The 24,168-nt window shown below is 67.7% G+C and carries 19 protein-coding genes; 8 read left to right on the top strand and 11 right to left on the bottom strand.

Annotated elements, in window-relative coordinates:
• Positions 1-86: 86 nt before the first annotated feature.
• From TFU_RS02385 to ychF, 6 genes are all read right to left on the bottom strand, one after another.
• Positions 87-2,450: a hypothetical protein gene (locus TFU_RS02385; protein ID WP_041427639.1), complete on the bottom strand. Its 2,364-nt coding sequence runs from the start codon at positions 2,448-2,450 to the stop codon at positions 87-89.
• Positions 2,447-4,930: an ATP-binding protein gene (locus TFU_RS02380; RefSeq protein ID WP_011290924.1), complete on the bottom strand. Its 2,484-nt coding sequence runs from the start codon at positions 4,928-4,930 to the stop codon at positions 2,447-2,449. Before TFU_RS02380 ends, TFU_RS02385 begins: the two co-directional genes overlap by 4 nt.
• On the bottom strand, positions 4,927-8,409 hold the full coding sequence (locus TFU_RS02375; protein WP_011290923.1) for a TcpE family conjugal transfer membrane protein: 3,483 nt from the start codon (positions 8,407-8,409) through the stop codon (positions 4,927-4,929). Before TFU_RS02375 ends, TFU_RS02380 begins: the two co-directional genes overlap by 4 nt.
• A 12-nt stretch (positions 8,410-8,421) precedes the next feature.
• On the bottom strand, positions 8,422-8,733 hold the full coding sequence (locus tag TFU_RS02370) for a hypothetical protein (protein ID WP_011290922.1): 312 nt from the start codon (positions 8,731-8,733) through the stop codon (positions 8,422-8,424).
• 97 nt (positions 8,734-8,830) lie between these two features.
• Positions 8,831-9,814, bottom strand: a complete 984-nt coding sequence (locus TFU_RS02365; RefSeq protein ID WP_011290921.1) for a conjugal transfer protein — start codon at positions 9,812-9,814, stop codon at positions 8,831-8,833.
• A gap of 593 nt (positions 9,815-10,407) precedes the next feature.
• Complete coding sequence (gene ychF / locus TFU_RS02360) at positions 10,408-11,502, bottom strand: redox-regulated ATPase YchF (protein WP_011290920.1); 1,095 nt, start codon at positions 11,500-11,502, stop codon at positions 10,408-10,410.
• A gap of 175 nt (positions 11,503-11,677) precedes the next feature.
• Here ychF and TFU_RS02355 point away from each other — a divergent pair, with 175 nt between their 5' ends.
• On the top strand, positions 11,678-12,220 hold the full coding sequence (locus tag TFU_RS02355; RefSeq protein ID WP_011290919.1) for a DUF6542 domain-containing protein: 543 nt from the start codon (positions 11,678-11,680) through the stop codon (positions 12,218-12,220).
• 4 nt (positions 12,221-12,224) lie between these two features.
• Here TFU_RS02355 and TFU_RS02350 read toward each other — a convergent pair whose 3' ends face one another.
• Positions 12,225-13,226, bottom strand: coding sequence for a 4-hydroxy-3-methylbut-2-enyl diphosphate reductase (locus TFU_RS02350; RefSeq protein WP_011290918.1), 1,002 nt, complete (start codon positions 13,224-13,226; stop codon positions 12,225-12,227).
• Positions 13,227-13,478: 252 nt separating this feature from the next.
• Here TFU_RS02350 and TFU_RS02345 point away from each other — a divergent pair, with 252 nt between their 5' ends.
• From TFU_RS02345 to TFU_RS02330, 4 genes are all read left to right on the top strand, one after another.
• Complete coding sequence (locus TFU_RS02345) at positions 13,479-14,159, top strand: hypothetical protein (protein WP_011290917.1); 681 nt, start codon at positions 13,479-13,481, stop codon at positions 14,157-14,159.
• A 182-nt stretch (positions 14,160-14,341) separates the two neighbouring features.
• Positions 14,342-15,172, top strand: coding sequence for a patatin-like phospholipase family protein (locus TFU_RS02340; protein ID WP_011290916.1), 831 nt, complete (start codon positions 14,342-14,344; stop codon positions 15,170-15,172).
• A 47-nt stretch (positions 15,173-15,219) separates the two neighbouring features.
• Positions 15,220-16,440: an exodeoxyribonuclease VII large subunit gene (xseA, locus tag TFU_RS02335; RefSeq protein WP_011290915.1), complete on the top strand. Its 1,221-nt coding sequence runs from the start codon at positions 15,220-15,222 to the stop codon at positions 16,438-16,440.
• Positions 16,437-16,682 (top strand): exodeoxyribonuclease VII small subunit, encoded by a 246-nt coding sequence (locus TFU_RS02330; RefSeq protein ID WP_011290914.1) that lies wholly within the window; start codon positions 16,437-16,439, stop codon positions 16,680-16,682. The genes xseA and TFU_RS02330 overlap by 4 nt, the downstream gene beginning before the upstream one ends.
• A 325-nt stretch (positions 16,683-17,007) precedes the next feature.
• Here the strand turns inward: TFU_RS02330 and TFU_RS02325 are convergent, their stop codons facing one another.
• Together TFU_RS02325 and TFU_RS02320 are read right to left on the bottom strand one after the other, a co-directional pair.
• A complete protein-coding gene (locus TFU_RS02325) occupies positions 17,008-17,580 on the bottom strand; it encodes a DUF4245 domain-containing protein (protein ID WP_011290913.1) in 573 nt (190 codons plus the stop codon).
• Positions 17,581-17,642: 62 nt separating this feature from the next.
• The gene (locus tag TFU_RS02320) at positions 17,643-18,245 is read right to left on the bottom strand and encodes a TetR/AcrR family transcriptional regulator (RefSeq protein WP_011290912.1); all 603 of its coding nucleotides are present in this window, start codon (positions 18,243-18,245) and stop codon (positions 17,643-17,645) included.
• 161 nt (positions 18,246-18,406) lie between these two features.
• On the opposite strand from TFU_RS02320, the gene glpX reads away from it, so the two are divergent.
• Together glpX and TFU_RS02310 are read left to right on the top strand one after the other, a co-directional pair.
• Entirely contained in the window at positions 18,407-19,432 is a 1,026-nt protein-coding gene (glpX, locus tag TFU_RS02315) for a class II fructose-bisphosphatase (protein ID WP_011290911.1), read from the top strand.
• 481 nt (positions 19,433-19,913) lie between these two features.
• Positions 19,914-21,365 carry a DUF3352 domain-containing protein gene (locus TFU_RS02310; protein ID WP_041427635.1) on the top strand — a complete coding sequence of 484 codons (1,452 nt, stop codon included), beginning with the start codon at positions 19,914-19,916 and terminating at the stop codon, positions 21,363-21,365.
• Between the two features lie 82 nt (positions 21,366-21,447).
• Here the strand turns inward: TFU_RS02310 and TFU_RS02305 are convergent, their stop codons facing one another.
• Together TFU_RS02305 and TFU_RS02300 are read right to left on the bottom strand one after the other, a co-directional pair.
• The gene (locus TFU_RS02305; protein WP_011290909.1) at positions 21,448-22,254 is read right to left on the bottom strand and encodes an ABC transporter permease; all 807 of its coding nucleotides are present in this window, start codon (positions 22,252-22,254) and stop codon (positions 21,448-21,450) included.
• Positions 22,251-23,213, bottom strand: coding sequence for an ABC transporter ATP-binding protein (locus TFU_RS02300; RefSeq protein ID WP_011290908.1), 963 nt, complete (start codon positions 23,211-23,213; stop codon positions 22,251-22,253). Before TFU_RS02300 ends, TFU_RS02305 begins: the two co-directional genes overlap by 4 nt.
• An 85-nt stretch (positions 23,214-23,298) precedes the next feature.
• Here TFU_RS02300 and TFU_RS02295 point away from each other — a divergent pair, with 85 nt between their 5' ends.
• Positions 23,299-23,883 carry a DUF1707 SHOCT-like domain-containing protein gene (locus TFU_RS02295; protein WP_016188187.1) on the top strand — a complete coding sequence of 195 codons (585 nt, stop codon included), beginning with the start codon at positions 23,299-23,301 and terminating at the stop codon, positions 23,881-23,883.
• Positions 23,884-24,168: the final 285 nt, after the last annotated feature.

Here is a 24,168-nt window from a genome sequence, read left to right as displayed (position 1 = left end):
GGGGGCTTTCCTGCTGGTGAGGTGGTTACAGGGGTGGGGTCAAGGTGCAGGACCGCTATGCGGCCTGCACCTTTGAGCTGGCGGGGTCAGTCATCGCTGTCCAACCAGAAGGGCACCTCCCGCGTACGGTCGCGACGCCCAGCACCCTCGGCCCAGAACGGGCTGATCGGAGCGTCCTTGTCCTTGCGGGACCCGCTCAGCCAGGTACCGCCTTCGCCGCTGCTCTGCTCACTGGAGCTCGGTGCTGGCGCGGGTCGGGCAGGCGGCGGAGTCCGTTTTTCACCCCGGGTGCCAGGCCCAGCCCACCGGGAGGGGCGAGGCAGTGTGCTGCCCTGGGGCGGGGTCTCCGTGCGGCCTCCGAACAAGCCGGTCCCTGAGGCAGAGGAGTCCGCTCGTGGAGGCGCGGCGTCTTTACTGGCACGCGGTGCCGCTTCGGCGCGATGCGCGTTACCGGAGGAACCTGTCCCGAACACTGAGCTCCATCCGGTGTCTCCGACCCCGGTGTAGCCGCCGGCCGGGCGCGGCGGAATGGCCCCGCCACCGCCGGTTCCTTCGAAAAGACTGCTGCTGGCGGATGATGCCGTGCTGAGTCGGGGTGCTTGGGAGGAGTCCCGTTGCGGTGCGACGCCAGCCCTTGAGGCACCGCCGGATTTGGAACTGCCGTCGAGGTTCAGCGGAGGCGGAGCCGCTTTACCCGGGGTCCGGCCGTAACCCGCCACTCCCCGGGCCCGCGCGCGACCGCCGCTCTCGGTAGCGGTCGCGCCCTCGTTGTCGCCTTCCGTCGCGGTGGCAACGCCCTCGGCTTCTGCTGCATCGGCACCGGCTGCCGCTCCTGCTGTCGCTGCCGCACCAGCCGGAAGAGCAGCGGCCCCAGCCGCAAGCTGTGGTGCCCGATCAAGGCCCCACTTCTGCGCTTTCATGTAGGCCACGGGCGGCAGGACATTCGCGCTGGCGGCCAGCACCCGGCTGTTGAGCGCATCGTTGACCATGCGCGAGGTGAAGGTATTGGCGTTCACCGAAGCGAAGAGGTTCGCGAAAGGCTTGCGGTAGATGAACAGCGCCACGGTGAACAGAGCCAGCAGAATCATCTGAAGGCCCCAGCCAAGGTCAGTGGCCATCACCAGGCCGTAGCACATGACCAGAAGCGCGATGAGAAGGACGACGAATATCTGCTTGAGCAACAAGCCGAGCAGAAGTTCAAACCAGCGGACTAGAACTGTACGCCCATACCCAGGGTGAACGCCAATGAGGAGGAATATAGGAGCAAGCAGCAGGAGGAGAAGAAAACCTATCTTGAGGACGATCAAGGCTACAGAGCCTACAAGAATGACTCCGCCAGCAAAGATGGAAGCGAATAGCGCGAGGGAGGCTACTCCAAGACGAATTCCTTGCTGACTCCCTTCGAAGATTGGATAAACTTCTGGATATGCATTCTTAATATTGGCGGATATCTCTTCGTAGGAAGCTTGCTTTTCAGAATACAGCTCTGCAGCGTCTATTTCTCCATTAGCTATTTGGTACTGTTCCAGGCGGCTAACTCCCTGAGCTTCCAGGAGATCCATAGCGTGATATCTTGCCGCAACGTTCGCCACTGGCCCCGTACCAAACTCGCCAGCAATCCACGGCCTACAAACAAGGCCGGACCAAAGCATTTGAGAATTCTGTCGGACAGCAAAATCGTTTGCACTCTCCCATTCCGCTTTCTCCATATCAGGAGCTCCGGCAGGACAGGTAACTGTGCCCCCAGGAACATTAACCTTAGAAAGGGAAGAGTTGATTAGCTGACCTCCAGAATTAACTATCGTTCCCGCATATCCCAGGATCTGCCCGGGGTTAACGAGTATCCAGATACCCAGGGTGGTAGCGACCACCATCCATACGGCGCTCTCGATGGTGAGGGTGACTCGCTTGCGGATGAGCCCGTACCAGCCCAGCCACACTGCGCCAAGGATGATCACTGTGGGCAGGAGCGGGCGCCAGATTCCTTCCCGGAGTTCACCGATAACGTTTTCAACCAGACGGTTAAAGTTGTCCAGCAGGCCGTCCGAGGTAGCCGCCTGATAGACGGTGATCGTCGACTGGTTGATCGTCTTAGACAAGTCCCAGGCGGTATTGCTCAGAGTAGCCATCGCACTGGAACTCAGTTTGTCCACGCAGGACTCACGAATGGTGTGCCACTGCTGTCCGGCAGTTCCGTACTGGCCGTAAATGCTGGCGTCCGGAGGAAGGCCGTCGGGCGAAGCGGCTGCTGCATCCGCTGCTTGAGGTGGCACCAACAATCCGTCTACACCCGAGCCTGCTGCTTCAGGTTGGGGTGCTGGCTCCCCTTCACAACCCGGAACGGCGGCTTGCACTGAGCCGATCGGGACGAGTAGAAAAGCCAACATTAACGCGGCCAAAAAAGCGACCCTTCGCAGGTCGAACCGCCGAACCCGGCCCAGCAGTGTCATGGCAGCGGCTCCCGAATGTCCCGCGTGGTGTTGCCCACCAAAGCGCCGTCCTCCTCAACCTGGGGCTTTCGCCGTGTCGGGTTGGTGTCAAGCCACCGGAGCAGCTCTTCCGAAACGAGGTCGACGGCGATACGTCCGGCTCGCCCGTCGAGATCCCGGAAAATGCATTCCCCATTTCCGAGGTTGCGCAACGCAGCAATGTGTTCTTCGGAAGGCTCGATTCCAAGTAGCGACATCACGTTACGCACCTCGACCCGCTCTGTGGAGCGGAAAGCGAAAACACTGGAGATGCAGTTGGTGACCTGTTCGTTCAGCAAGTCACCGGCGTTTTGGCTGACCAGAATGAGCGCCGTATTGCGGGAGCGCCCCATACGAGACACTTCAGGCACCAATTTGGCGCCTTCCGGTGTCGAAGTGACCGCCCATGCCTCGTCGAGGAAGATCGCCTTGGGCACCCGCCAGTCCAAACCGTTCATCAACCGGCGGGCGAACTGGCTAACCAGGTAGAGCAAGGCCACGCTGAGCCGCTGCTCGTAGCTGTAGTCGTCACGGTGGACCGTCGAGTCCGGCAGGGTGAGACCGCCGAGGGTGAACACGGTCGTCCATCCCTCCGTGTCGACCTGGGTATCACCCTGCGGGTGGAAACAAAGCCGGGCCAACCGCATCTCGGACATGGACCGCAGGACCGCGCCCAGGTTGCGGGATGCGGCGTCGTCTGCGGACTCCAGGTAGGTGACGACCTTGCCGAGGCTGGGCTGCGGCTGGTCGGCGACCGCTGCCACCGCCTGGATCATCGCGGATTCGCGTTCCTCGCTCATGCGGGGCAGCAGCAGCCGCAGGGTTTCCGTGGCCATCGTCTTCTTCGTCGGCAGGTCATCGCCGAACCCGAACGGGTCGAGCAGCCCGGCCTGTGCCGACTCCAGCGCCATGATGCGCGCTTTGCGGCCGCGCCGCTGCAGCAGTTTCACCAGGGATGCGGCGTCGCCCTTCGGGTCGATCGCGGCAACCGTGACCCCGCGCAGCGCCAACTGGTAGATGAGCAGCAGCGCCAGTGTAGTTTTACCGCCGCCGGGCTCCCCGGTGATGGCGATAGCGGTGGGACGGTTGCGGGCAGCCGCAACCAGCGGGTCGAAGTGCACGATGGACCGTGCCCGGCCGATAGTCTCCCCGATGTACGGGCCGATCCAGCCCGCGCCACTGGAGTCTTTGCGGTCGCCGAGCTCCACGGTGGCGGTGGGCATGCCGCCCGCGATCGTGCGCAGCGGCTGGCGCTGCACGTACGCTTCCAGGCGCAGCCGGTCCCCCGGCAGCGATTCGCAGAACAGGGAGAACTGGTCGCCGGTGGATTGGGTGAGGTCGATACCGATGTCCCGGTAGTGTTCGGTGACCGCTTCGACCCGTTGCACGAGCAGGTCGTAGGTGGGGGCGGCCACGATGAGCCGATACCAGCCGTACACGAACGGCAGCCGCTCTTTCGTGATGCCGTGCTCCAGCATGCGGGCGGCGTTGATCTGCTCCACCAGGGCGATGTCGGGTTCGGCCCCGGCTTCGCTCATGTGCGCCTGCATGTCGCGGGCATGCGCGAGACGGCGCGACACGTCCTTACTGGCCTTGGCGGGCGGCACCAGTTTCATGCGCAGCGACGCTTCCACGGGGAACGGGAGCGCGTCCGCGTAGTGCAGCCACGGTTCGCCGTCCGGGAACGGCATCAGGTCAGGGAAGCGGGAGAACGACAGGTAGGAGACGTAGGCTTCCCCGCCGGGCTGTTCCAGGCGCAGGTAGGAGCGGCCGTTGTGGATGACTCCGTCGACGAGCGCTTCGATTTCGCCGCGGCCCCAGCGGCGGCGTCCCGCAGCCGACTCTCGGGGTTCTTCAATGGTGGCGGTGACGGAGTGGCGGAGCAGCCACGCGAGTTCGCTGGCCCGGGCGTGGCGGGCATGCAGCGAGCTGGCGGCGAGTGCCCGGCCAAGGCGTTCGGCTTGGGCGGTCCAGCGGGCGATCTCCCGGTCGTCGACCGCGTCGTCTTCCAAGCCGAGGGTGCGCTCAGTGCGCTGGTAGATGCCGAGCAGTTGCGCGAACACGCCTTGGGAGAGTTGGGCGCGCACCCCGCGCTGCCCCAGGCGCACCCCCAGGTAGACCTCTTTGGTCCAGAAGTCTTTCGCCCACACGTGCCGGTACATTTCGTCGAGGTACTCGTACCAGCCGGGCCCCGAGTCGGATGTTTCATCGAGCCGGGTCGCCCATTCCACCGCCGGATAGGTGCGGTGGGCGATCCGCAGGTGCACTTCCGCGTCGTTCATCCGGATCGCGGCGAGCGCGATCGTGATGTTGGTGGCGAAAGCTTCGCGCTCCTCCGGTGTGGAGAACTCGTAGGAGAAGGTGGGCAGGCGGAAGTAAGCCCATGCTTCGGTGTCGCTGAGCAGCACGCGATCGTCGAAGTAGCGGACCGCCAGCCTGCTGGCGCGTCTGCTGAACTTCATCGGCTCTCCTCCTGCGCTGATGTGGGGCGGCGAAGCGGCGTCGGGGCGGCCGTTTCACTTCGTTGGTGCCCGGTGTGGCTAAGGTGGTCGGCGACGACCGCCGCGAGTGCGGCGTAGGCGCGGCGGGTGGTGTGCCGCAGGGACCGGACTTCGATGACGGACTGGGCCGAAGCGATGTGGTCGTCCCACGGGATGCGGACAATGGCGCGGCAGTTGCCGCGGGCGACTTGCTCAGCGGCGTCCACGTCGGTGAGGCTGCGACGGCTGACCCCGTTGATGACGACGATCGACCGGGACCGCAAGTCGGTGTAGCCGTGGCCGTCGAGCCATTCGAAAGTCAACGCGACTGAGCGGGCCGCGTCCGCGCTGGCGGGGGCGACGAGGACGAGTCCGTCGACGACGGGCAGGGCCCGGGCCACACCGGTGGCGGCCGGGTCGAGCAGGATGATCTGGTAGTGCCGCCGCAGGGTGCCGGTCAGGGTGACGTAGTCGCGGTCGTCGAGGGTTTGCACGTACGGGTCGTCGAGGGTGGCGACGACTTCCAGTCCGCTGGGGGTGCGTGACGTGTAGTCGCGCAGGGTGGAGTAGGCGTGCAGGGCGTCGGTGTTGGCCAGCAGTGAGGTGAGGGTTTCCGGGGTTTCGGTGCGGATGCGCCGCGACAGGCTCTCCGGTCCCGGGTTGATGTCGACGGCGACGACATGGTCGTCGCGGTAGGCGGCCAGGGTATGGCCGAGCATGAGGGTGGTGATGGTCTGTCCCGCGCCGCCAGTGCAGCCGAGGACGACCACGCCGCGGGAGCCCGCCAAGGGTTTGCGGAGCCGTTCCATTTCGGCGGGCGACAGTTGGGGTTTGGCGTTGGCGGAGTGTCCGCCGGTGACGACGCGAGCCAGTCGGCGCCAGCCGCGCGTGCCGGAGGCGTCTTTGAGGGAGGCGGGTTTGGTGCCCGCGGAGGTGCCGCCGCGGGGCGGGGTGGCGCCGGTGAAGTGCTGCTGTTCCCCGGTGCCGTGGTCGAGCTGCAGGTCGGGTTTGCTGGGTGCGGGGCGTTTCTCTGCTTCGTCGGTGTGCTGGTCCGGGGTGCTGGTGCCTCGGGCGGGGGTGAGGATGCCGCCGACTTTGCGCGCGTTGTCCACGAACCGGGTGAAGAGGCCGCGGTCCGTGTCCGAGCCGGTGGTGGTCGGCTCGGGTTCGGTGTCCGGGGTGCGCTGGGGGGCTTGGCCTGCGGAGCGGACTCCGCGGGCGAGCCGGTTGGAGTGGCGTCGGGGCAGCGGGTCGCGGTTGTCCCCGTCGGCCGGGGTGGTGCGTTCGGCAGGGTCGGTGAAGCCGCGGCTGCGCAGCGCGGCCTGTTCGATGGCGGCGAGTTCTTCTTCGGTGCGGCGAGGGCGGACCGCGTCCACGAAACTGTCCAGCTCCCCGGTGCCGTGGTCGATCTCCAACCGCGGCTTGCCAGACGCGGAACGGCCCGCAGACCGCTCACCAGCCTGCTGCACCGGCTCCGGCTGCTCACCCCCACGGGACGCAGCCGACTCCTCCTCACCGCGACGCGGACGCACCGCATCAACGAAACTGTCCAATTCCCCGGTGCCGTGGTCGATCTCCAACCGCGGCTTGCCAGACGCGGAACGGCCCGCAGACCGCTCACCAGCCTGCTGCACCGACTCCGGCTGCTCACCCCCACGGGACGCAGCCGACTCCTCCTCACCGCGACGCGGACGCACCGCATCAACGAAACTGTCCAGCTCCCCGGTGCCGTGGTCGATCTCCAAGCGTGGTTTCCCGGATCCGGCGGCGCGGATCTGCTCGGCGAGGGAAGGCAGGGTGGCGGAGACGTCTTCCTCCCATGCTGCGGGTTCGTCGCTGTCCGCGGCAGTGGGGGACGGTGCGGCGGGGGCGGGTTCGGGGCCGGTGTCCTCCGGCGTCCCGGAATCGGCCTGCGGGTCAGGTTCGGCCGGGACGGCTGGTTCGGCGGGGACAACAGCCGCGTCCTCTGCCGCGGAGACGTCCGCGGTGTCGCGAGGCTCCTCCCACGGGGAAGGCGCAGGCGACGGTTTCGGGGCAGGCACACCGGTGTCGCTGGTCCGGGCCACCGGCGGAAGGTCCCAGGGGGCGGCGTGCGGGCGCGGCCGGTTGGAGCGGCGCTGCGGCCGCGGCTCCTCCGCGGGGGCGGGCAGGGCAGTGCCCTGGCCGGTCTGGAGGGCCGGTTCCGCGGTGCCGCGGACGACCGGTTCGGCTGCGGCCCGAATGTCCTCGGACCGGGTCTGGGGTTCTTCGGTGGGCGTGGGGTGTGCTGCAGCCTGCGCTTCGTGGGCTTCAGCACGGGCGCGGGCCCGCTGCATGCGCCGGGCGATCACGTGGCTTTGGGCGCGGCCGCGCAGGCGGCGTTTCGCTTTCCGGTGTGCTTTCTCGGCAGCGTCGTCGGCGAAGTCGTCGGCTCGGGACGGCTGGGTGGGAACGTCAGCAGTGGAGGTGGGCTCCGCGTCCGGTTCCGTGTTGGGGGCGGGCGCGGATTCCGCGGCGAGTGTCGGCTCCGGTTCGGGTGCTGCCATGATCTCCTCGGCTCGGCGGCGTGTTGCGGCACGCTCCTCAGCCGCTCTGCGTTCCTCCTCGTCCCGTGTCGCCGCGGCGTCCGGTTCACGGGCGTGCGCGTCAGTGTCCTGCGGCTCGGGCTGGGTGTCCCCAGCGGGGACCGCGACCGTCTCGGCCGCGGTGGACGGGTGGTCGTCGTTGCCGGTGGCGGTGTCCCCTGTGTCGCGTCCCGTCCGGAACGCCGGGGCGTCGTCCCGGTTCTTGCGGGGGGCCAGTTCTGCCCGGCGAGCGGCAGCAGTCGAGGAGGTGAGGGGTGCGGGAGCGGGCTCCTCCTGGCGGGCAGGAGGGTTCTCGGGGAGGGCGAAACCGAAGTAGTTGAGGACGCGCCGGAACAGCGGCGGCTGGGCGGACCGCCGCTCCTCGGGTTCGTGGTGGGCGGGTGTAGGGGTGGGGGAGGCCGCCGGTGCACCGTCGGGTGTCGCAGCGGGCTCGGAGTGGTCTTCGCGGGCCGAGGCTTCAAGAACCTCGGTTTCCGGTTCGGTGTGTCGAATAGTGGTCCTGCCGAGTCCGGGGAGGGGTCCCGCAGCCGGGTCACGGCGCCACACTCGGGCCGTGACGATGATGCGGTCCGGCTCGTACTGGGGGACGAGCCGGGTGTAGACCCGCGCCTCGGTGGCGTAGACGAGTTGGGAGCGCAGCAGTTCGGTGAGGCTCTTGCCTTCGATGACGGGGCGGGTGGCCAGGAACGTGATCACGCCGGGCGGGACAAGCCACACCACGTGCCAGGGGGTGTGGAAGGGGACCCCGAGCAGCCCCATCAGCAGGCACCAGACGACGGACGTGCCCACGAACACACCGATGGTGACGAGCGAGACCGGGACCGGCAGCCGGAAGTCGTACAGCTTGTACAGCCGTTTCTCGATACGCCAGATCCTGGTGTATGTGGGCAGATCCACGTCCCCGGCCTCCTACTCGGTGCTCACGCCCATGGCTCGCGCGATAGCAACGGCGAGGACCTCGATGATCCCGGGCACATAGAAGACGATCCCAATAAAGATCGCCAGGATGATGAACTGCGCGAATCGCGTGATTTCCCTGGTGAACAGGAAAAAGATCGCGACGATCGACACGATCACCAGGAACAGGGGCCCGAAAAATCCGCGGAGCCAGTCCGCTAGCCCTGTGGTGTTGGGGCTGTCCGTAACCTCGGCGGCCAGATGCAACGTTGTGGATGCCGCGGCGGCCAGGTCGGCTGCAAAGCCGGTGAGGAGGGAGAGCATTTAGCCGACCCCCTCCCTTTCCTGGGTACTGTCCTGCATGGTCCTTGCCTCTCTTTGCACAATGGCTGGCCTAATCGCGACCATTGTGGCGCGCCCGTCAGTCAAACGAGTTGAGCGCGCCGCGGATGTCGCGTACGTACCAGGACCCGTCATCTCCGACAACGGTGACGTCGTAGCTTTGGGTGAGTTCCGCGGTGGTGTCCCCGCCGCTTCCGTCCGGGATCAGCCACACCACGGTGACTTGGGCGACGCGCACGTCTTGGGTGGCTCCGGGGACCGCGGGAGGCACTTTGGTGTCGGTGATCTTGCCGAACCGGAGGAAGTCGCCGGGGAGTGCGGTGACCTCGGCGCCCGGTTCGAGGTAGCGGTCCAGGTGCTCGTGGTTGTGCGCGTAGGCTTCGAAGAAGCCTTTGAGGATCGGTTCGAGTTCTGCCCGCGCCTCAGAGTCGGTGGCGAACGAAGTGTCGGGCAGGCTGGCTTTCTCGGGGGCGGCGAGGAGGGCGGGGCGGCCGGAGACGACCAGGGCGGTTCCTTCGCTGTCGGCGGCGTAGACGGGCACGTCGAGCGTCATGGGTTCGCCGTTGACGTTGACGGCGAGCCGCACGAGCGCGTTGTGCTCGTCTTTCACCTCGACGGTGATGACTTCAATGCCGGTAGCGGACAGTTGGGCCCCGGGCAGGTCGAAAGCGGTGACACGGCCTTCCGGGACGAACTGGGCGAGGGCTTCAGCGCGTTCACTCGCTTTTTCCGGATCGGCGTTGAGATAGGCGTCGGCGAACCGCACGGCGAGAGAGGCTGCGGCGGTTTCCGGGAATTCCACGGTGTCTTCGCCAACCGGCTGCTGCGTGGACTGGGGAAAGAAGTTCTCGCGTATCGGCAGCCACACGCCGTTGACGATCACCACGATGATGAATGCCCACAGCACGGCGCGGCCGACCCAGAGCCACCAACGGCCCCCCGCACCGGCCCGGGGACGCCGTCCCCCACCGGGCTGCGGGGCGGCGTCGAAGGTCTCGTCCGCTTCGGCGGGAGCATCCTCGTCAATGACGCTCCCGCGCCCAGCGGCTGACCTGCCAGCCATTGCGCCTCCATCCACACACGGGCGCGCCCCGCCGCGGGGCCGCCGGTTCCGCCATCCGTCTGTTGTTTATCCCATCTTCCATAGTGCGGCATGATCCGGGATCTACACGCGGATTACCGGAACGTGTTTCTTTCCCGCTCTCAATACCTGACCTGGACTGATCGGGCAACAGCACGATACAGTCACGTCAATTTTCTCTGCGGTATCAGAAAACGGCCACCCCTTGCGGATATTTACGGGTGATCCGAAAAACGGAAAAGGCGGGTGGATAGCGCAGGAAGCTGATCTTCTCAGCGGAGCTGCGGAGGAACTCCCCCCACAGCAGCGGACACAGCACGCATGCGGAACGTCCCTCCCAGGCAACACGGCATCCGCGCTCCACGCTGCGGAGAGGGAGCCTGCGCTGCCGTCCGCACACCCCTCGTACCGGGCCGGGTGCGGGCAGCGGCAGCGGAAACGCGGGGCCGCGCCTCCACGGTCGAGGCCAGCGCGGCCGCGTCACGCAAGCGCGGGGGTGCGCTCCCCAGTGGGAACAGGGCACCCCGCACCGTCAGCAGAGCCGCTGGGCGGAGACTGCTCCGCCGCGGCGCCCGTTAGACGTTGAACCGGAACTCCACCACGTCCCCGTCAGCCATCACGTAGTCCTTGCCTTCCATGCGGACCTTGCCCGCGGCCCGGGCTTCCTGCAGCGAGCCCGCTGCCACAAGGTCGTCGAAGGAGACCACTTCGGCTTTGATGAAACCGCGCTGGAAGTCGCTGTGGATCACCCCGGCCGCCTCGGGGGCAGTAGCGCCCTTCCGGATCGTCCAGGCGCGCGCCTCCTTCGGCCCCGCGGTGAGGAACGTCTGCAACCCGAGAGTGTCGAAACCGACCCGGGCCAGTTGTGCCAGGCCGGACTCGGTCTGCCCCATCGACTCCAAGAGTTCGGCTGCCTCGTCCTCGTCGAGCTCGCTCAGCTCCGCTTCGAGCTTGGCGTCCAAGAAGATCGCTTCGGCCGGGGCCACGAGTCCGGACAGTTTGGCGCGGAACGCCTCGTCGGCGAACGCTTCCAGGTTGCCGTTGAACACGTAGAGGAACGGCTTGGTGGTGAGCAGGTTCAGTTCGCGCAGCAGTCCGACGTCCACGCCGGCCTCAGCGGCCCCCGAGAACAGGGTTTTTCCGGAGTCGAGGACTGTGCGCGCCTTCTCCGCTGCGGCAAGCGTCTCCTGCTTCTCCTTGTCCTTGGCGTTGGCTCTGGCTTCCCGGGCCAGCCGGGTCAGCGCTTTGTCCAAGGTTTGCAGGTCGGCCAGGATGAGCTCGGTGTTGATGGTCTCGATGTCGCGCGCGGCGTCCACAACCCCGTCGACGTGGGTCACGTCGGGGTCCTCAAACACCCGGATGACCTGGCAGATCGCGTCGGTCTCCCGAATGTGGGCGAGGAACTGGTTGCCTAGCCCTTCCCCTTCGGAAGCCCCTCGGACAATCCCCGCGATGTCCACAAAAGTGACCGTGGCCGGAACAGTCCTGGCCGAGCCGAAGATCTCGGCGAGAGTGTCCAGCCGCGGGTCGGGGACACCGACCACTCCGATGTTGGGTTCGATCGTGGCGAAAGGATAGTTCGCCGCCAAGGCGTCGTTCTTGGTCAGCGCGTTGAACAGTGTGGACTTGCCGACGTTCGGCAGGCCGACGATCCCGATAGACAGACTCACGACTCTCGAGTCTAGACACCCGTTATGAGCGGTCAGTGCCAGCAGTAATCCCCGTCGTCCCGATGATCGACCGGAATCCGATCCCTCCTAGGGCGACACGAAACACACCGGAGAACCGGACACCTCACCCGAAGTGAGACACTGGCCACTATGAGCCATCACGAGGGGAGGAACGGTGACGACACGGCGGGACACGTGGGAAGTCCGGGTGCCGCGGCGGTCTGCTGCCGCACCGCGGCGGTCCGCGTCCGCACCCCGGCACCGCGCCGGTGCTTCGCCTTCACCACCCCGTGGACGGGTTCGGCTCACAGCCCGCGGCGCGGTGCTCTGCATCGTGCTCGCCAGCCTGGTCTCCGCGCTGCTCGCCACCGCTGTCGCCTACCCGCCGGTCAACGGCGCCGGTTTTGTGCTCGCCTGCGGGCTGGCCGTGCTGACCGTGCGTCCCCAAGACCTGCTGACGTTGAGCGTGAGCCCGCCGCTGGCCTACTTCTGCGGGGTACTCCTCGCTGAATGCGTGCTGAGCGTAGGAGCCGACAGTGTGCTGCGCAGCGTGGCCATCGGGGTCGGGCTCCGGCTCACCGACGCTGCCCCGTGGCTCTTCGGCGGGACCGCGCTGCTGCTGGTGATCGCCCTGCTGCGCGGACTGCCGCAGAACGTGCGGGAGTTGCGCGCGGAACTCACCACCCGACACCGCCGCGGTTCCCGCCGTCTGTCGTGACCGCTCAGGCCGGGGAGACGGGGAGCGGCTTGCCGACCAGGGACTTGTCGTTCTTCGACCGCCGGGTCCGCAGTTCCCGGGGCAGAGCGAACGTTATCTTCTCCCGCTCGGTCTCCACTTCCTCCACGTCGGTGAAACCGTAGGTGGCGAGCCGCTCCAGCAGCTCCCGCACCAGGATCTCCGGCACCGACGCGCCGCTGCTGACCCCGATAGTGGTCACGCCTTCCAGCCACTCCTCCTTCAGATAGGTGGCGTTGTCCACCAGGTAGGAGGCGCGGGCGCCCGCGTCGCGGGCCACTTCCACCAGGCGGACCGAGTTGGAGGAGTTGGACGAGCCCACCACGATGAACAGGTCGCACTGCGGAGCGATCGCCTTGACCGCGGCCTGACGGTTCGACGTGGCGTAGCAGATGTCGTCGCTGGGCGGGTCGATGAGGTTGGGGAAGCGTTCCCGCAGCGCCTGAACTGTGGCGTTAGTCTCATCCACCGACAGGGTGGTCTGCGACAGCCACGCCACCCGGTTGGGGTCGCGGACCTTGATGTTGGCGACCTCTTCCGGGCTGTCGACGATCTGGATGTGCTCGGGAGCGTGGCCGCTCGTGCCCTCGACCTCTTCGTGCCCCTCGTGCCCAATGAGAATGATGTCGAGGTCCTCGGCGGCGAACCGCTGGGCTTCCTTGTGGACTTTAGTGACAAGCGGGCAGGCCGCGTCGATAGTCCGCAGCTTGCGTTCCGCCGCCTCCTTGTGCACCTGGGGGGAGACGCCGTGGGCGGAGAAGACCACGGTGGCGCCTTCCGGCACTTCGGAGGTCTCCTCGACGAAGATGACACCGCGCTCCTCGAGGGTGCGCACCACATGCGTGTTGTGCACGATCTGCTTACGCACGTAGATGGGGGGCCCGTACTGTTCGAGGGCCTTTTCGACGGTGTGGATGGCGCGGTCCACCCCGGCGCAGTAACCGCGGGGTTTGGCGAGGAGAACACGGCGGCGATTCGTCGCAGTCATGCCCCCATCCTACGGTCCATACCCGCTAGCGCGGGCTTTTGGGCACGCGAAGGGGCGTAAGCGCCGCTTTGGTCCCGTATCGGTCCCGAACTGGTGAATTCCGTTTCGCTCTCCTGCGGTGATGCGTAAAACTCCCCTATTCTGGCTATCTGCGCAATACAGCACATCGTCGCCGTCCCGACGTGTCCCCGCAACACCGTCGGATGTGCTCACACCGTTGTGACCGTGACCACTCAGGAGCCTCCGAGTCCCATGTCGAAGCCCTCCCTGATCAACAGAATCGGTGACGCGTTCAAGCGTCTGTTCGGTAGGTCGACCCGTCCCGTGGTGTCCAGCAAGCCCGAGGACATGGCCGCCGCTGACGTCCCAGCGAAGCGGGCCGAGGGCGCGGTCAGCGAAACGATTCCGGCGCAGACCGCGGACGCGGACGCCGCGGCGGAGTTCGCCACGGAGGCGGTCTCCTCCGACGAGCAGCGTCCCACCGAGCCGCCGGAGCCGATCAAGCCGTTGGAGACGTCGAAAGCTCCCGAAGCTGCGGCAGCACCCCAGCAGGCTCCCGAAGAGCCTCTGGCAGAGAAGAAGAGGGAGGAGGAGAAGCCGGCGGAGGCCACGGCCAAAGCGGAGTCGTCGTCCACGGAGCCGTCCGACGCTCAGTCGTCGCCCGCCGAGGAGAAGGCGGCGGAGCAGCCCGCAGCCGCGTCCGAGGAGAAGGCCGAGCCCGCCGCGGACGCAGAGCAGGCCCCCGCAGAAGCCCCTCTCCCCAACTACGACTCTCTGACCCTGCCGTCGGTCCGGGCCCGGCTCCGCAAGCTCACCGTCGACCAGGTCCGCCAACTGCGTGCCTACGAAGCCGCGCACGCCAACCGTCCCGAGTTCGTGCGCATGTTCGACAACCGGATCAAGAAACTCGAGGAGCAGCAGTCTGCCGAATAAACGGTTCGCTACGGGGGTGACGGCATGACCACCGGGGCTGGACAGACACGGTCCAGCCCCGGTCCTGTTCCAGCTCGGAGACGATACGGGTCCGCCGGCCGTCAGCCACTCCCCGGGGTGAGTCCTGGCTCGTATCGTTGGAGCAACGCGAGCGTGACTCGGAGGCGAAGGAGTACTCCCCCATGGGCAAGGCGCTGGTGCTGGGCGGCGGCGGCATCGTCGGACTCGCCTGGGAGATCGGCGTCCTGACAGGGCTGCGGGACGCGGGCGTGGACCTGCGCGACGCCGACGTAATCCTGGGCACGTCGACAGGCGCGATCGCGGCCGCCCAGATCGTTTCCGGGGTTGCGCTCGACGAACTCTACGAACGCCAACTTGCCCCGGCGGGCGCCGAAGCTGCGGCGCGCCCGCACTGGTGGGTGCGGGCGCGGGTCGCCGGGACACTGCTGACCGCGCGCTCCCCCAGGCTGGGGCGGGCCCGGGTAGGGCTGATCGCAGCGTCCTCTGCCCGGTTCTCCCAAGCCGTGCGGGAGCCGCTGCTCGCCGCCCACCTGCCAGCCCGGGACTGGCCGGAGTCCACCCACCTGGTGGTCACCGCGGTCGATGCCCGATCCGGAGCCGTGCGGGCCTTCTCCCGCACCGACGGGGTCGACCTGCTGCACGCGGTCGCTGCGAGCAGCGCAGTACCGGGACTGTGGCCGCCGGTGGCGGTCGACGGGCGGTGGTACATCGACGGCGGGGTGCGGTCCGCGACCAACGCGGACCTGGTTGCCGGGCATGAACGCGTTGTCGTCGTCGCGCCTTCCCCGCGCGGTCCCCTGCTGTGGCGGCAACCGGTCACGGTCCCGTTCCCGGAAGGCACGCAATGCACGTGGGTCACCCCCAGCCCGGAATCGCGTGCCGCGTTCGGCCGGGACTTGTTCAACCCGGCGCGGCGTGCCGCAGCCGCCCGGGCCGGGCGGGACCAGGCCGCGGAAGTGGCGGTCCGGGTCGCCCGCACGTGGGGCGTGTGACCGGGCATTCCCCTTCCCCTGTCACCGGTCGCGTCTAGGCTCCTCGTATGGGCATGGAGAGTTCCCCCGAGTCCCCGCAGCCGGTACGTGTGGTCTTGCAAGCCGTGGGCGGCTGGATTGGACGGCTCGGCCGGATCTGGATCGAGGGGCAGGTCGCGGAGCTGCACCGCCGCGGCGGCATGGCTTACATCACGCTGCGTGACCCGGTGGCGAACGTGTCCGCCCGGGTGACCTGTTCGATCCGGGTGCTGCGGGCCGCTGACCCACCCCCCGAGCAGGGAGCCCGGGTGGTGGTGTACGCCAAACCCGACTTCTATGTGCCGCGCGGCACGTTCTCGTTCCAAGCGTTGGAGATCCGCCATGTCGGCCTGGGCGAGCTGCTCGCCCGGTTGGAGCGGCTGCGGCAAGCCCTGGCCGCCGAGGGGTTGTTCGCGGAGTCCCGGAAGCGGAAACTGCCGTTCCTGCCCGGGGTGGTGGGGCTGATCTGCGGACGCGACTCCGCCGCGGAACGGGACGTGCTGGAGAATGCGCGGCGGCGGTGGCCCGCCGTCCGGTTCGAAGTGCGCGAAGTCGCAGTCCAAGGCGATCGTGCCGTGCCCGAGGTCATGGCCGCGCTGGAGGAACTGGACGCGCACCCCGAGGTTGATGTCATCATCATCGCGCGGGGCGGCGGCTCCCTGGAAGACCTGCTGCCGTTCTCCGACGAGGCCCTGGTGCGTGCGGTCGCGGCTGCCCGCACCCCCGTGGTCAGCGCGATCGGGCACGAACAGGACACGCCGCTGCTGGACTATGTGGCGGACCTGCGGGCCTCCACGCCCACGGATGCCGCCAAGAAAGTCGTCCCTGACGTGGGAGAGCAGTGGGAGCTCATCCGCCAGCTGCGGGACCGGGCGCGCCGGGTGCTGGAAGGCGGAATCGCGCGGGAAGAAGCGTGGCTGGCGAGCATGCGGTCCCGCCCTGTCCTGGCCAACCCGGTCCAGGAAGTGGAACGGAAGATCGAGCAGGTATTCGACTTGCGGGACCGGGGACGCCGGGCGCTCACCGCTGCCCTCGACCGGGCCGGAGACAACCTCGCTCACATCCGTGCCCGGTTGCATGCCCTGTCCCCCGCCACCACGCTGGCACGGGGGTACGCGATCGTGCGGCGTGCCGACGGCACGGTGGTGCGTTCCGCCGCTGAGGTGGCCCCCGGGGAGGAGCTGCGGTTGCGGTTCGCCGAGGACGGGCTGGTCGCGATCGCTCAAAACCGAGAGGAGGACGAGCTGTGACAGCCGAAGAGAACCCGCCGGCTGAACCGGAACTGAGCTACGAGGAGGCCCGCGAAGAGCTGGTGGCGGTGGTGCGCCGCTTGGAGTCGGGCGGGTTGACACTCAAAGAGTCGCTGGCGTTGTGGGAGCGCGGCGAAGAGCTAGCGAAAACGTGCGAGGCGTGGCTGGAAGGCGCCCGCGCCAAACTGGCTGCTGCGTTGGCCGAAGACACCCCGGAGCCCGAGGAGGGCGCCCCGTTCTGACGGCGGCCGTCCAGGGGCGCCGCCGTGGACCAGCAGCGGGACTGCTTCCGCGCAGCCGGGCCACGCGGGCCGGAAAAGGACGGGGCGGCACTTCCCCGGCACGGCGGTGTCCCGCCACGTCACGTCGTAGGGCTGTGCCGCCGCACCGTGTTCTGTCTGCTCGTGGAACAGTCCCGCGCCGCGCTGTCGGGGCGCTGCCGCCCCGCCGTGGCTGGAGCGCGCGCGGAAATGTCCTGCCTAAAGAGGGCGTGCTGTCAGGGCTGGGACGCGCACCGGGCCACCGGTGCCGCTAGCGGAGCGAGCCCTTAGACCGGGTAGACCGCAGTCACTCCTGTGCGGGGGTCTGCGGTTCCAGCGCCCCCGCAAGGGTCTCCAGTTCCTCGTAGGAGGCACCCCCGCTGACGATGAGCGTGGCGTCGTCGGTCCGCAGCACGAGGGAGCGTTCGTCCTCGACTTCGTTGTACCGGCGTTCCCAGACTTGGCCGTTGATCGTCGACTCCCCGTCGGGTTCGCCCCTCATCGTGACTTCGGCGATGAACGCGTCCGGGTCAGCGTCGCTGATGTGGAACGCGGCATGCCGGTCCTCGGGGGTAGCGAACCCCACCGACCAGCGGACCGGTTCGGTCGGCTCCTCTTCGGTCAGCGCGCCGCCGTCGTTCAGCCGCGAACTCGTGGGGGTCCACCCCTCGGGCAGTTGGTCCTGGTCAGGCGCGTACGCCTGGTAGGGCGCGATCTCGCTGAGGGTCAACGCGTCGGGGGTGTAGTCGACGGTAGGGATCTGCTCCGACCGTCCCGAGTCCACCACCACCGTGATCAGGACGACCAGGGCGATCAGTGCGCCCAGCACGATCGCGTAGCCCAGGAAGGTGTTGTCGCTCCGACGGCTACCGCTGCTCATGTGGTTCTTCTCCACCCCGTCTCTCGGTTCTGCTGCTTCCCAGCTTGCCCGATGGTCAGGGGTCACTCTTTCCGGGGTGTCAGAGAACTGAGCCGTTCCACCACGGCGTCGGCGAGTTTCCGGGCCTCGTCCGGGTCCCGTTCGATGACCTCGGTCGCGGCCAGGGAGATCGAACCGGTGACGATCATCAGCAGCGCTTCGTCCACGGGTTCGTCCGCCTTGCGGAACAGGGCGGCGTTACGGCCGGTCCACTCCCGCAACTGCTGGCGCATGAGCGCTTCGAACCCGGGAGGGCTGTCCCCGCTGTAGAAGATCCGCGTGAGTTCCCGCTCCTCAATACACCCTTCCAGGTAGGCGCGTGCAGCGATGGTCATGAGCTTGCGGGGGTCGTTCTCTCCTTCCGCCCGGGCGTCGACCACCGCCTGGTGGGTCCGCTCCTGCTGGCGCTGCTGGAACTCCTGGTAGAGCGCCAGGTAGAGGTCCGCCTTCCCGGTGAAGTGGTGGTAGAGGCTCCCGACGCTAGCTCCGGCCTGGGCGACAACCTCGCTGACCCCAGCTTTATCGAAACCGGATGTGCGGAACACGTACGACGCCGCTTCCAACAGCGCGCTGCGTGTGGCCGCTCCTCGGGCCGAGGCCCGCACCGGCTTTTCCACCTTCTCCACTGTCAACCCAATCGTTCCTTACCGCCTGCGAAAGGCTCACCTAGTGTTGAAGAGAGTACGCCAGCGGGATCCCGCACGACCCCGCTGTGCTGGAGGCTGAAAGAATTCAGCGCGCTCTCCGCACCGTGAGGGCGGAAGAGCTGATTCGGAAAGGGCTGGCCATGACCACTGCGAACGCTCCGGTACCGATCCCGCACGATGCTCCCGACCGCAACCTGGCCCTGGAACTGGTACGGGTCACTGAGGCTGCCGCCCTGGCCGCTGCGCGCTGGGTGGGGCGCGGCGACAAGAACGGCGCGGACGACGCAGCCGTGCGCGGCATGCGCCACCTGATCAGCACCGTGTCCATGAAAGGCACGGTGGTGATCGGGGAGGGCGAAAAAGACAACGCCCCCATGCTGTACAACGGCGAGCAGGTCGGTGACGGCAACGGCGCCGAATGCGATGTCGCGGTGGACCCGATCGACGGTACCCGGTTGACCGCGATGGGTATGCCCAACGCGATCTCGGTGATCGCGGTGAGCCCGCGCGGTTCCATGTTCGACCCGTCTGCCGTGTTCTACATGGAGAAGCTGGTCACCGGGCCGGATGCGGCGAACGTGGTCGACATCAACGCGCCGGTGGCCGACAACATTCGCGCGGTCGCTAAAGCCAAGGGCGGCGACCCGCGGGACATCACCGTGGTCATCCTCGACCGGCCGCGGCACGAGCGGCTGGTCCACGAGGTGCGGGAGACCGGGGCCCGCATCAAGTTCATCTCCGACGGTGACGTGGCCGGGGCGATCATGGCGGCACGCGCCGGTACCGGTGTCGACCTGCTGCTGGGGATCGGCGGCACCCCGGAGGGGATCATCGCGGCGTGCGCCATCAAGTGCCTGGGCGGGGTGATCCAGGGGAAGCTGTGGCCGCGCGACGACGAGGAGCGGCGCAAGGCTGAGGCCGCAGGACACGACCTGTCCCGGGTGCTGACCACTGACGACCTGGTCTCGTCAGAGGATGTGTTCTTCGCGGCCACCGGGATCACCGGCGGGGAGCTGCTCAGCGGAGTGAAGTACGTGGACGGCGGGGCGTTCACTGATTCGCTGGTCATGCGGGGGCGCAGCGGCACGATCCGCCGGATCAGCAGCGAGCACCGGCTGCGCAAGCTGTCGTCCTACCGCGGAGTGGACGTTTCTGGTGCCCGCTGAGGCATCGCCACGCTGATCACCGGGCTCGGCGCTGCTCGCCGGGCCCGGTCACTTTTCGGCCACGAACCGGTATAGCGAGAAACCAGAAAGTTCCACGGGAGGTCAAAAGCGCCTGGAACGAACGTTGAGAAACCTCGTGTCCGGAGGTCCCATGTCCTACCCTGACCCATCTGATCAGTCTCCCCAGTGGGGCCAGCAGCAGCCGCCACCGGGACCGCCGACCGGTCCGGGATATCCGCCCCAGGGACAGCCGCAGGGAATGCCTCCCGGACACCCTGCCGGCCCGCCACCGTCCCACGGACAGCCCCAGGGGCCACCCCCGGGGCAGCCCCAGGGGGCTCCGCCTGGACAGCCTCAGGGAGCACCCCCGGGACAGCCCCAGGGCGTACCGTCTGGGCAGCCGCAGGGAGCACCCTCTGGGGCGGCGCTAGCGGCCCCGCACGGTCCGGGCGGTCCGGGTTTTCCGCCCTCGGGGCAGCCGATGCACAGCGGCCCGGGCGGCCCGCCGCCCCGCAAGAAGCCGGTCTGGCTCATTCCGCTGTCGATCGTGCTGGCCGTGGCCCTGATCGGCGGTGGGGTGTGGGCGTCCGTGGCCCTGGTGAACAACCTGTTCGGCGGGGCGCAGCCCGAGTCGGTCCTCCCCCGCTCCTCGGCAGTGTTCGCCAAGCTCGACCTGAAGCCCACGGGCCAGCAGTGGGCGTCCTACGCCCAGTTCTACGAACGGCTCCCTGACACGCTGAAAGACGAGTTCGAAAGCGCCGAAGACGACTTCGGTGAGGAGCTGTTCGAAGAGCTGTTCCCCAACGTCGAGCTCGACTACGCGTCCGAGGTCGAACCGTGGCTGGGGCAGCGTTTCGGTGTTGCCGTCTGGGCAGGCAACGAGGAGCCCCTGTACGCGATCGCCCTCGCCGTGGAGGACGAGGAGCTCGCAGAGGAGACCCTGACCCGGATCCAGAGCGAGGACGACACGCTCTTCTTCGAAGTCGTCGACGGGTTCGCGATCCTCACCGACTCCCAGGACGCGCTCAACGACCGGCGCTTCCTCGTCGAGAACGAAGGCACGCTGGAGGACAACGAGGACTTCGCCGACGACATCTCCGACATCGGCCGGGGAATCGCCACGGCGTGGATCGACTACGGCGCGATCGTCCACAACGAGGTGCTTGCCGCAGACGCCGACCTGGAAGACCTGGCTGAGCTCGGCCAAGTCACCGGCCGGCTCGTCGCGGTCGTGCGGATGGAGAGCAAGTACCTGGAATTCCAGGCCAACCTGGTCAACGCGGCGCTTGACGGCAACACTATCTTCGCCGAGTCGGTGCCTACCGGGGGCATCACCGCGCTGCACGACCTGCCCGACAACTCGGTGATCGCGCTCGGCGGGGACGGGCTGGACGCTGTCGCCCAGGCTTTCTGGGAAGCCAACCAGGGGAGCATCGAATCGTCCGAGGACTACGAGGAGTTCGACAGCGCGATGCGGGAGCTGGGCGTGCGCCTGCCCGCTGACTTCCACAAGCTTCTGGGCACCAAGACGGCCTTCGGCATGACCGACTTGGAGGGCCTAGACTACTTCGGGTACAGCGACATCCCCTTCGAACTGCGGCTGACAGGCGCAGACAGCGCTCTGTGGGACGAGCTGGTCTCCCCCATGAGCACCGGGTTCGGCCCTTCGCCTTCGGTGACCACCGACGGCGACACCACGGTGATCTCCATGGGCAGCGCCGGAACGGGGCGGCTCGGTGACGACCCGGTCTTCCAGGAGACGATGAGCGGGTTGGAGAAAGCCCACCTGGCGCTCTACATGGACCTGCGGGCCGCAGCCGAAATGTGGGAGGACGCGCGTCCGAACCAGTGGGGTGGCCTGGGCGGCGCCCTGCAGTTCCAGGAGAACGGCTCGGCGACGCTCAACCTGCGCTGGGTTCCCAGCCCTGAGTGATCCCGCACCAACCGCTAAGGGTGGGGCGCGGCGGACGGTCCGCTGCACCCCACCCTTGCTGTGTTCTCGCCGGTGGAACGGGTCAGTCGATGAGGCGGCGCTGCATCTGGTGGACAGCGAGGACCCAGACGACCACGGCAAACCCCACGAGCACTGCCACATGGCCGAGGGCAGTCAGGGCTTCGATACCGAAAGCGCAGCCGCGGATCAGTTCCACACAGTGGTAGAGCGGGTTGGCCATGGCCGCTGTCTGCGCCCACTCCGGCAACTGGTCGATGGGGAAGAACGTTCCCGCGACCAGGAAGATCGGGGTGATGACCCCGGAGATGACATAGTCCGCCATCCGGATCGACGGGATGATCGCGGACAGCAGGATGCCGAAGAGCGCGAACCCGAACCCGGTGGCGGCCGCGATGACCGGGACGAACAGCATCGGCCAGACCGGGTCGAGGCCGAACCCGAAAGCGACGAGCAGCGGGGCGCAGCCGTAGACGCCGGCTTTCAACCCCAGCCACAGCGCTTCACCGGTGACCAGTTCCCGCACGTCCACGGGGGCAGCCAGCACCCCTTCGTACGTGTGCTGGAAGCGGCGGCGCACGAACGTGTTGATCAGCCCCGGAAACATGGACGTGAACAGCGCGGATATCGCCACGATCCCCGTGCCGAGGAATTCGATGTAGTCGTAGCCGCCGATGCTGCCGACGAGCGCCCCCATGCCCATGCCGAAAGCCAGCAGGTACAGCACGGGTTCGACGATCGACGAGAAGGTGATGGGCGCCCACGTGCGCCGGTACAGCGCCCACTCGCGGGCGAGGATGCCGAGGACGGGGGCGAACTCGAATCCTCCGGGGCGTGGGCGGTCTACGGTGGTGTTCTCGGTTGCGGTCACTCTACGGTCTCCCCGGTCAGGGTGACGAACACGTCTTCCAGGTTGCTGGCGCGGCGCATTCCCGTGCCGAGCCGGTCCCGCAGCGAATCGGGGAGTTCTTCGGCGCGGAGCACGGAAAGGGTGGAGCCGGTGCGCCGCGTAGTGAACCCGGCGTGGTGGATGACTTTCTCTAGTTCTTCGACACCTTCCGCCCCGATCTGGTACTCCTCGACGGTTTTCCCGGCGTATTTGGCGATCAGGTCGGCGGGTTCGCCGCGTTCGACGATGCGTCCCTTGGCCATGAGCGCCACTTCGTCGGAGAGCCGCTCCGCTTCTTCGATGTAGTGGGTGGACATGAGGACCGTGACCCCCTCGTCCCGGAGGGCGGAGATGAGCCCCCACAGTTCTTGGCGGACTTGCGGGTCGAGGCCGACAGTGGGCTCGTCGAGGAGGAGCACGCGGGGGCGGTGGACGAGGCCGCGGGCGATGAGCAGTCGGCGGCGCATCCCCCCGGAAAGCTTCTCGGTGAACTCGTGTCGCCGATGCTCCAAGTGGGCGATGCGCAGTGCCCGCTCCACGGCGGCGTCGCGTTCGCGGCGCGGCACCCGGTACAGGTAGGTGAAGCTGCGCAGGTTCTCTTCGACGGTGAGTTCCTCGTCGAGATTGTCGTGCTGGGGCACCACTCCCATGAGGGAGCGCGCCCACTTCGACTTTTGGGGGATGGGATGGCCGAGGACGCTGACGTGTCCTTCGTCCACGGTGCTCTGCGCGGTGAGGATGCGCATGGTGGTGGACTTGCCTGCCCCGTTGGGGCCGAGCAGTCCGAGCACGACACCTTGGGGGACGTCCAGGTCGAGGCCGTTGACGGCGGTGATGTCGCCGAAGCGTTTCACGACCCCGCGGAGCGAGATCGCCGGTGGCGAGTCCGCTGACGGGTCCGGGGAAGGTTCTGGCCTTGCGGGCTGCGACGACGAAGTCATGGGGTTCACCGTAATCGGCGGTCGGATGTGGTCCTAATGATTTTTTCTGCGGCCACGGTGTCGGGAAGTACTGTTGACGGGTGTGATGGAGGGAACTTCCCCGGAACGGCTGCGGGCATCCGACGCGGACCGGGAGCGTGTACTGGCGGTGCTCCGCGAGGCAGTGGCGGACGGCCGTTTGGACTTCGAAGAATTCCAGGAGCGCAGCGACCGGGCTGCCGCAGCACGCCGCCTCGGCGACCTGGTGGGGCTCACCACCGACCTGGTGCCGCCGGAGGCGCAGCCGCTGCGGTTGGACTCCGGGCCGGTGGCCGCGCTGTTCGGTGCGAAGCGGCGGGGCGGACGCTGGGTGGTCCCCAGCCAGCAGTGGGTGTTCTCCCTGTTCGGTAGTGCCGAGCTGGACTTGCGGGACGCGCTGCTCGCCCGGGACCGGGTGGCGGTGGCCGCTTCCGCGTTCTTCGGCCGCGTGGTGATCCGCGTGCCGGAAGGCATGGAGGTGCGGATCCGGCGCCGCTCCTTGTTCGGTAGGCGGGCCGCAGTCCACCCCTCGCCGCTGCGTCACGCCCCCGTGCTGGAGGTTGACGGGGTCAGCCTGTTCGGTTCGGTGCGGGTCAGCACGTCCCGGAAGCGGCGGCTGGGGCGTGGCCGGCCGCGGCGTGAACTGAGGTGAGCGGGGCGCGTGGCCTGCCTGCCGTTGCGGGAGGGCTGCGCACGGCAGGCTGGGACCGGTCTGGCAGTCTGTGGTCTGGCTGAGGCTTGAGTGGGGAGTTGTGGCAGGTGTGCAACCGGGATCAAGGGGTGCGGTCCGCGCACGCCTTCGGGGTCAGTGTCCCGGGCGGGCAGCCGCAGTGCCCCGGGCACCGGGTCTGCTCGCGCCTCCACAGCCGTAGGGGATGGATGGTCGCCGACGGGGCCCCGGGACGGGGCGCACCGTGGGTGTGCGGAAAGGTGGACC

It is taken from the genome of Thermobifida fusca YX, from assembly GCF_000012405.1.
GTDB classification, from domain to species: domain Bacteria; phylum Actinomycetota; class Actinomycetes; order Streptosporangiales; family Streptosporangiaceae; genus Thermobifida; species Thermobifida fusca.
The sequence above is the reverse complement of the archived record's forward strand: the minus strand, read 5'-3'. Positions and strand labels throughout refer to the sequence as shown.

Bases quoted from the DNA above. Each gene is read 5' to 3' on its own strand.
- TFU_RS02310 (WP_041427635.1), top strand. From the start codon at position 19,914: ATGCACAGCGGCCCGGGCGGCCCGCCGCCCCGCAAGAAGCCGGTCTGG.
- TFU_RS02300 (WP_011290908.1), bottom strand. From the start codon at position 23,213: ATGACTTCGTCGTCGCAGCCCGCAAGGCCAGAACCTTCCCCGGACCCG.
- TFU_RS02370 (WP_011290922.1), bottom strand. From the start codon at position 8,733: ATGCTCTCCCTCCTCACCGGCTTTGCAGCCGACCTGGCCGCCGCGGCA.
- TFU_RS02350 (WP_011290918.1), bottom strand. From the start codon at position 13,226: ATGACTGCGACGAATCGCCGCCGTGTTCTCCTCGCCAAACCCCGCGGT.
- TFU_RS02385 (WP_041427639.1), bottom strand. From the start codon at position 2,450: ATGACACTGCTGGGCCGGGTTCGGCGGTTCGACCTGCGAAGGGTCGCT.
- TFU_RS02365 (WP_011290921.1), bottom strand. From the start codon at position 9,814: ATGGCTGGCAGGTCAGCCGCTGGGCGCGGGAGCGTCATTGACGAGGAT.
- xseA (WP_011290915.1), top strand. From the start codon at position 15,220: ATGGGCATGGAGAGTTCCCCCGAGTCCCCGCAGCCGGTACGTGTGGTC.
- TFU_RS02345 (WP_011290917.1), top strand. From the start codon at position 13,479: ATGTCGAAGCCCTCCCTGATCAACAGAATCGGTGACGCGTTCAAGCGT.
- glpX (WP_011290911.1), top strand. From the start codon at position 18,407: ATGACCACTGCGAACGCTCCGGTACCGATCCCGCACGATGCTCCCGAC.
- TFU_RS02340 (WP_011290916.1), top strand. From the start codon at position 14,342: ATGGGCAAGGCGCTGGTGCTGGGCGGCGGCGGCATCGTCGGACTCGCC.
- TFU_RS02325 (WP_011290913.1), bottom strand. From the start codon at position 17,580: ATGAGCAGCGGTAGCCGTCGGAGCGACAACACCTTCCTGGGCTACGCG.
- TFU_RS02380 (WP_011290924.1), bottom strand. From the start codon at position 4,930: ATGAAGTTCAGCAGACGCGCCAGCAGGCTGGCGGTCCGCTACTTCGAC.
- TFU_RS02295 (WP_016188187.1), top strand. From the start codon at position 23,299: ATGGAGGGAACTTCCCCGGAACGGCTGCGGGCATCCGACGCGGACCGG.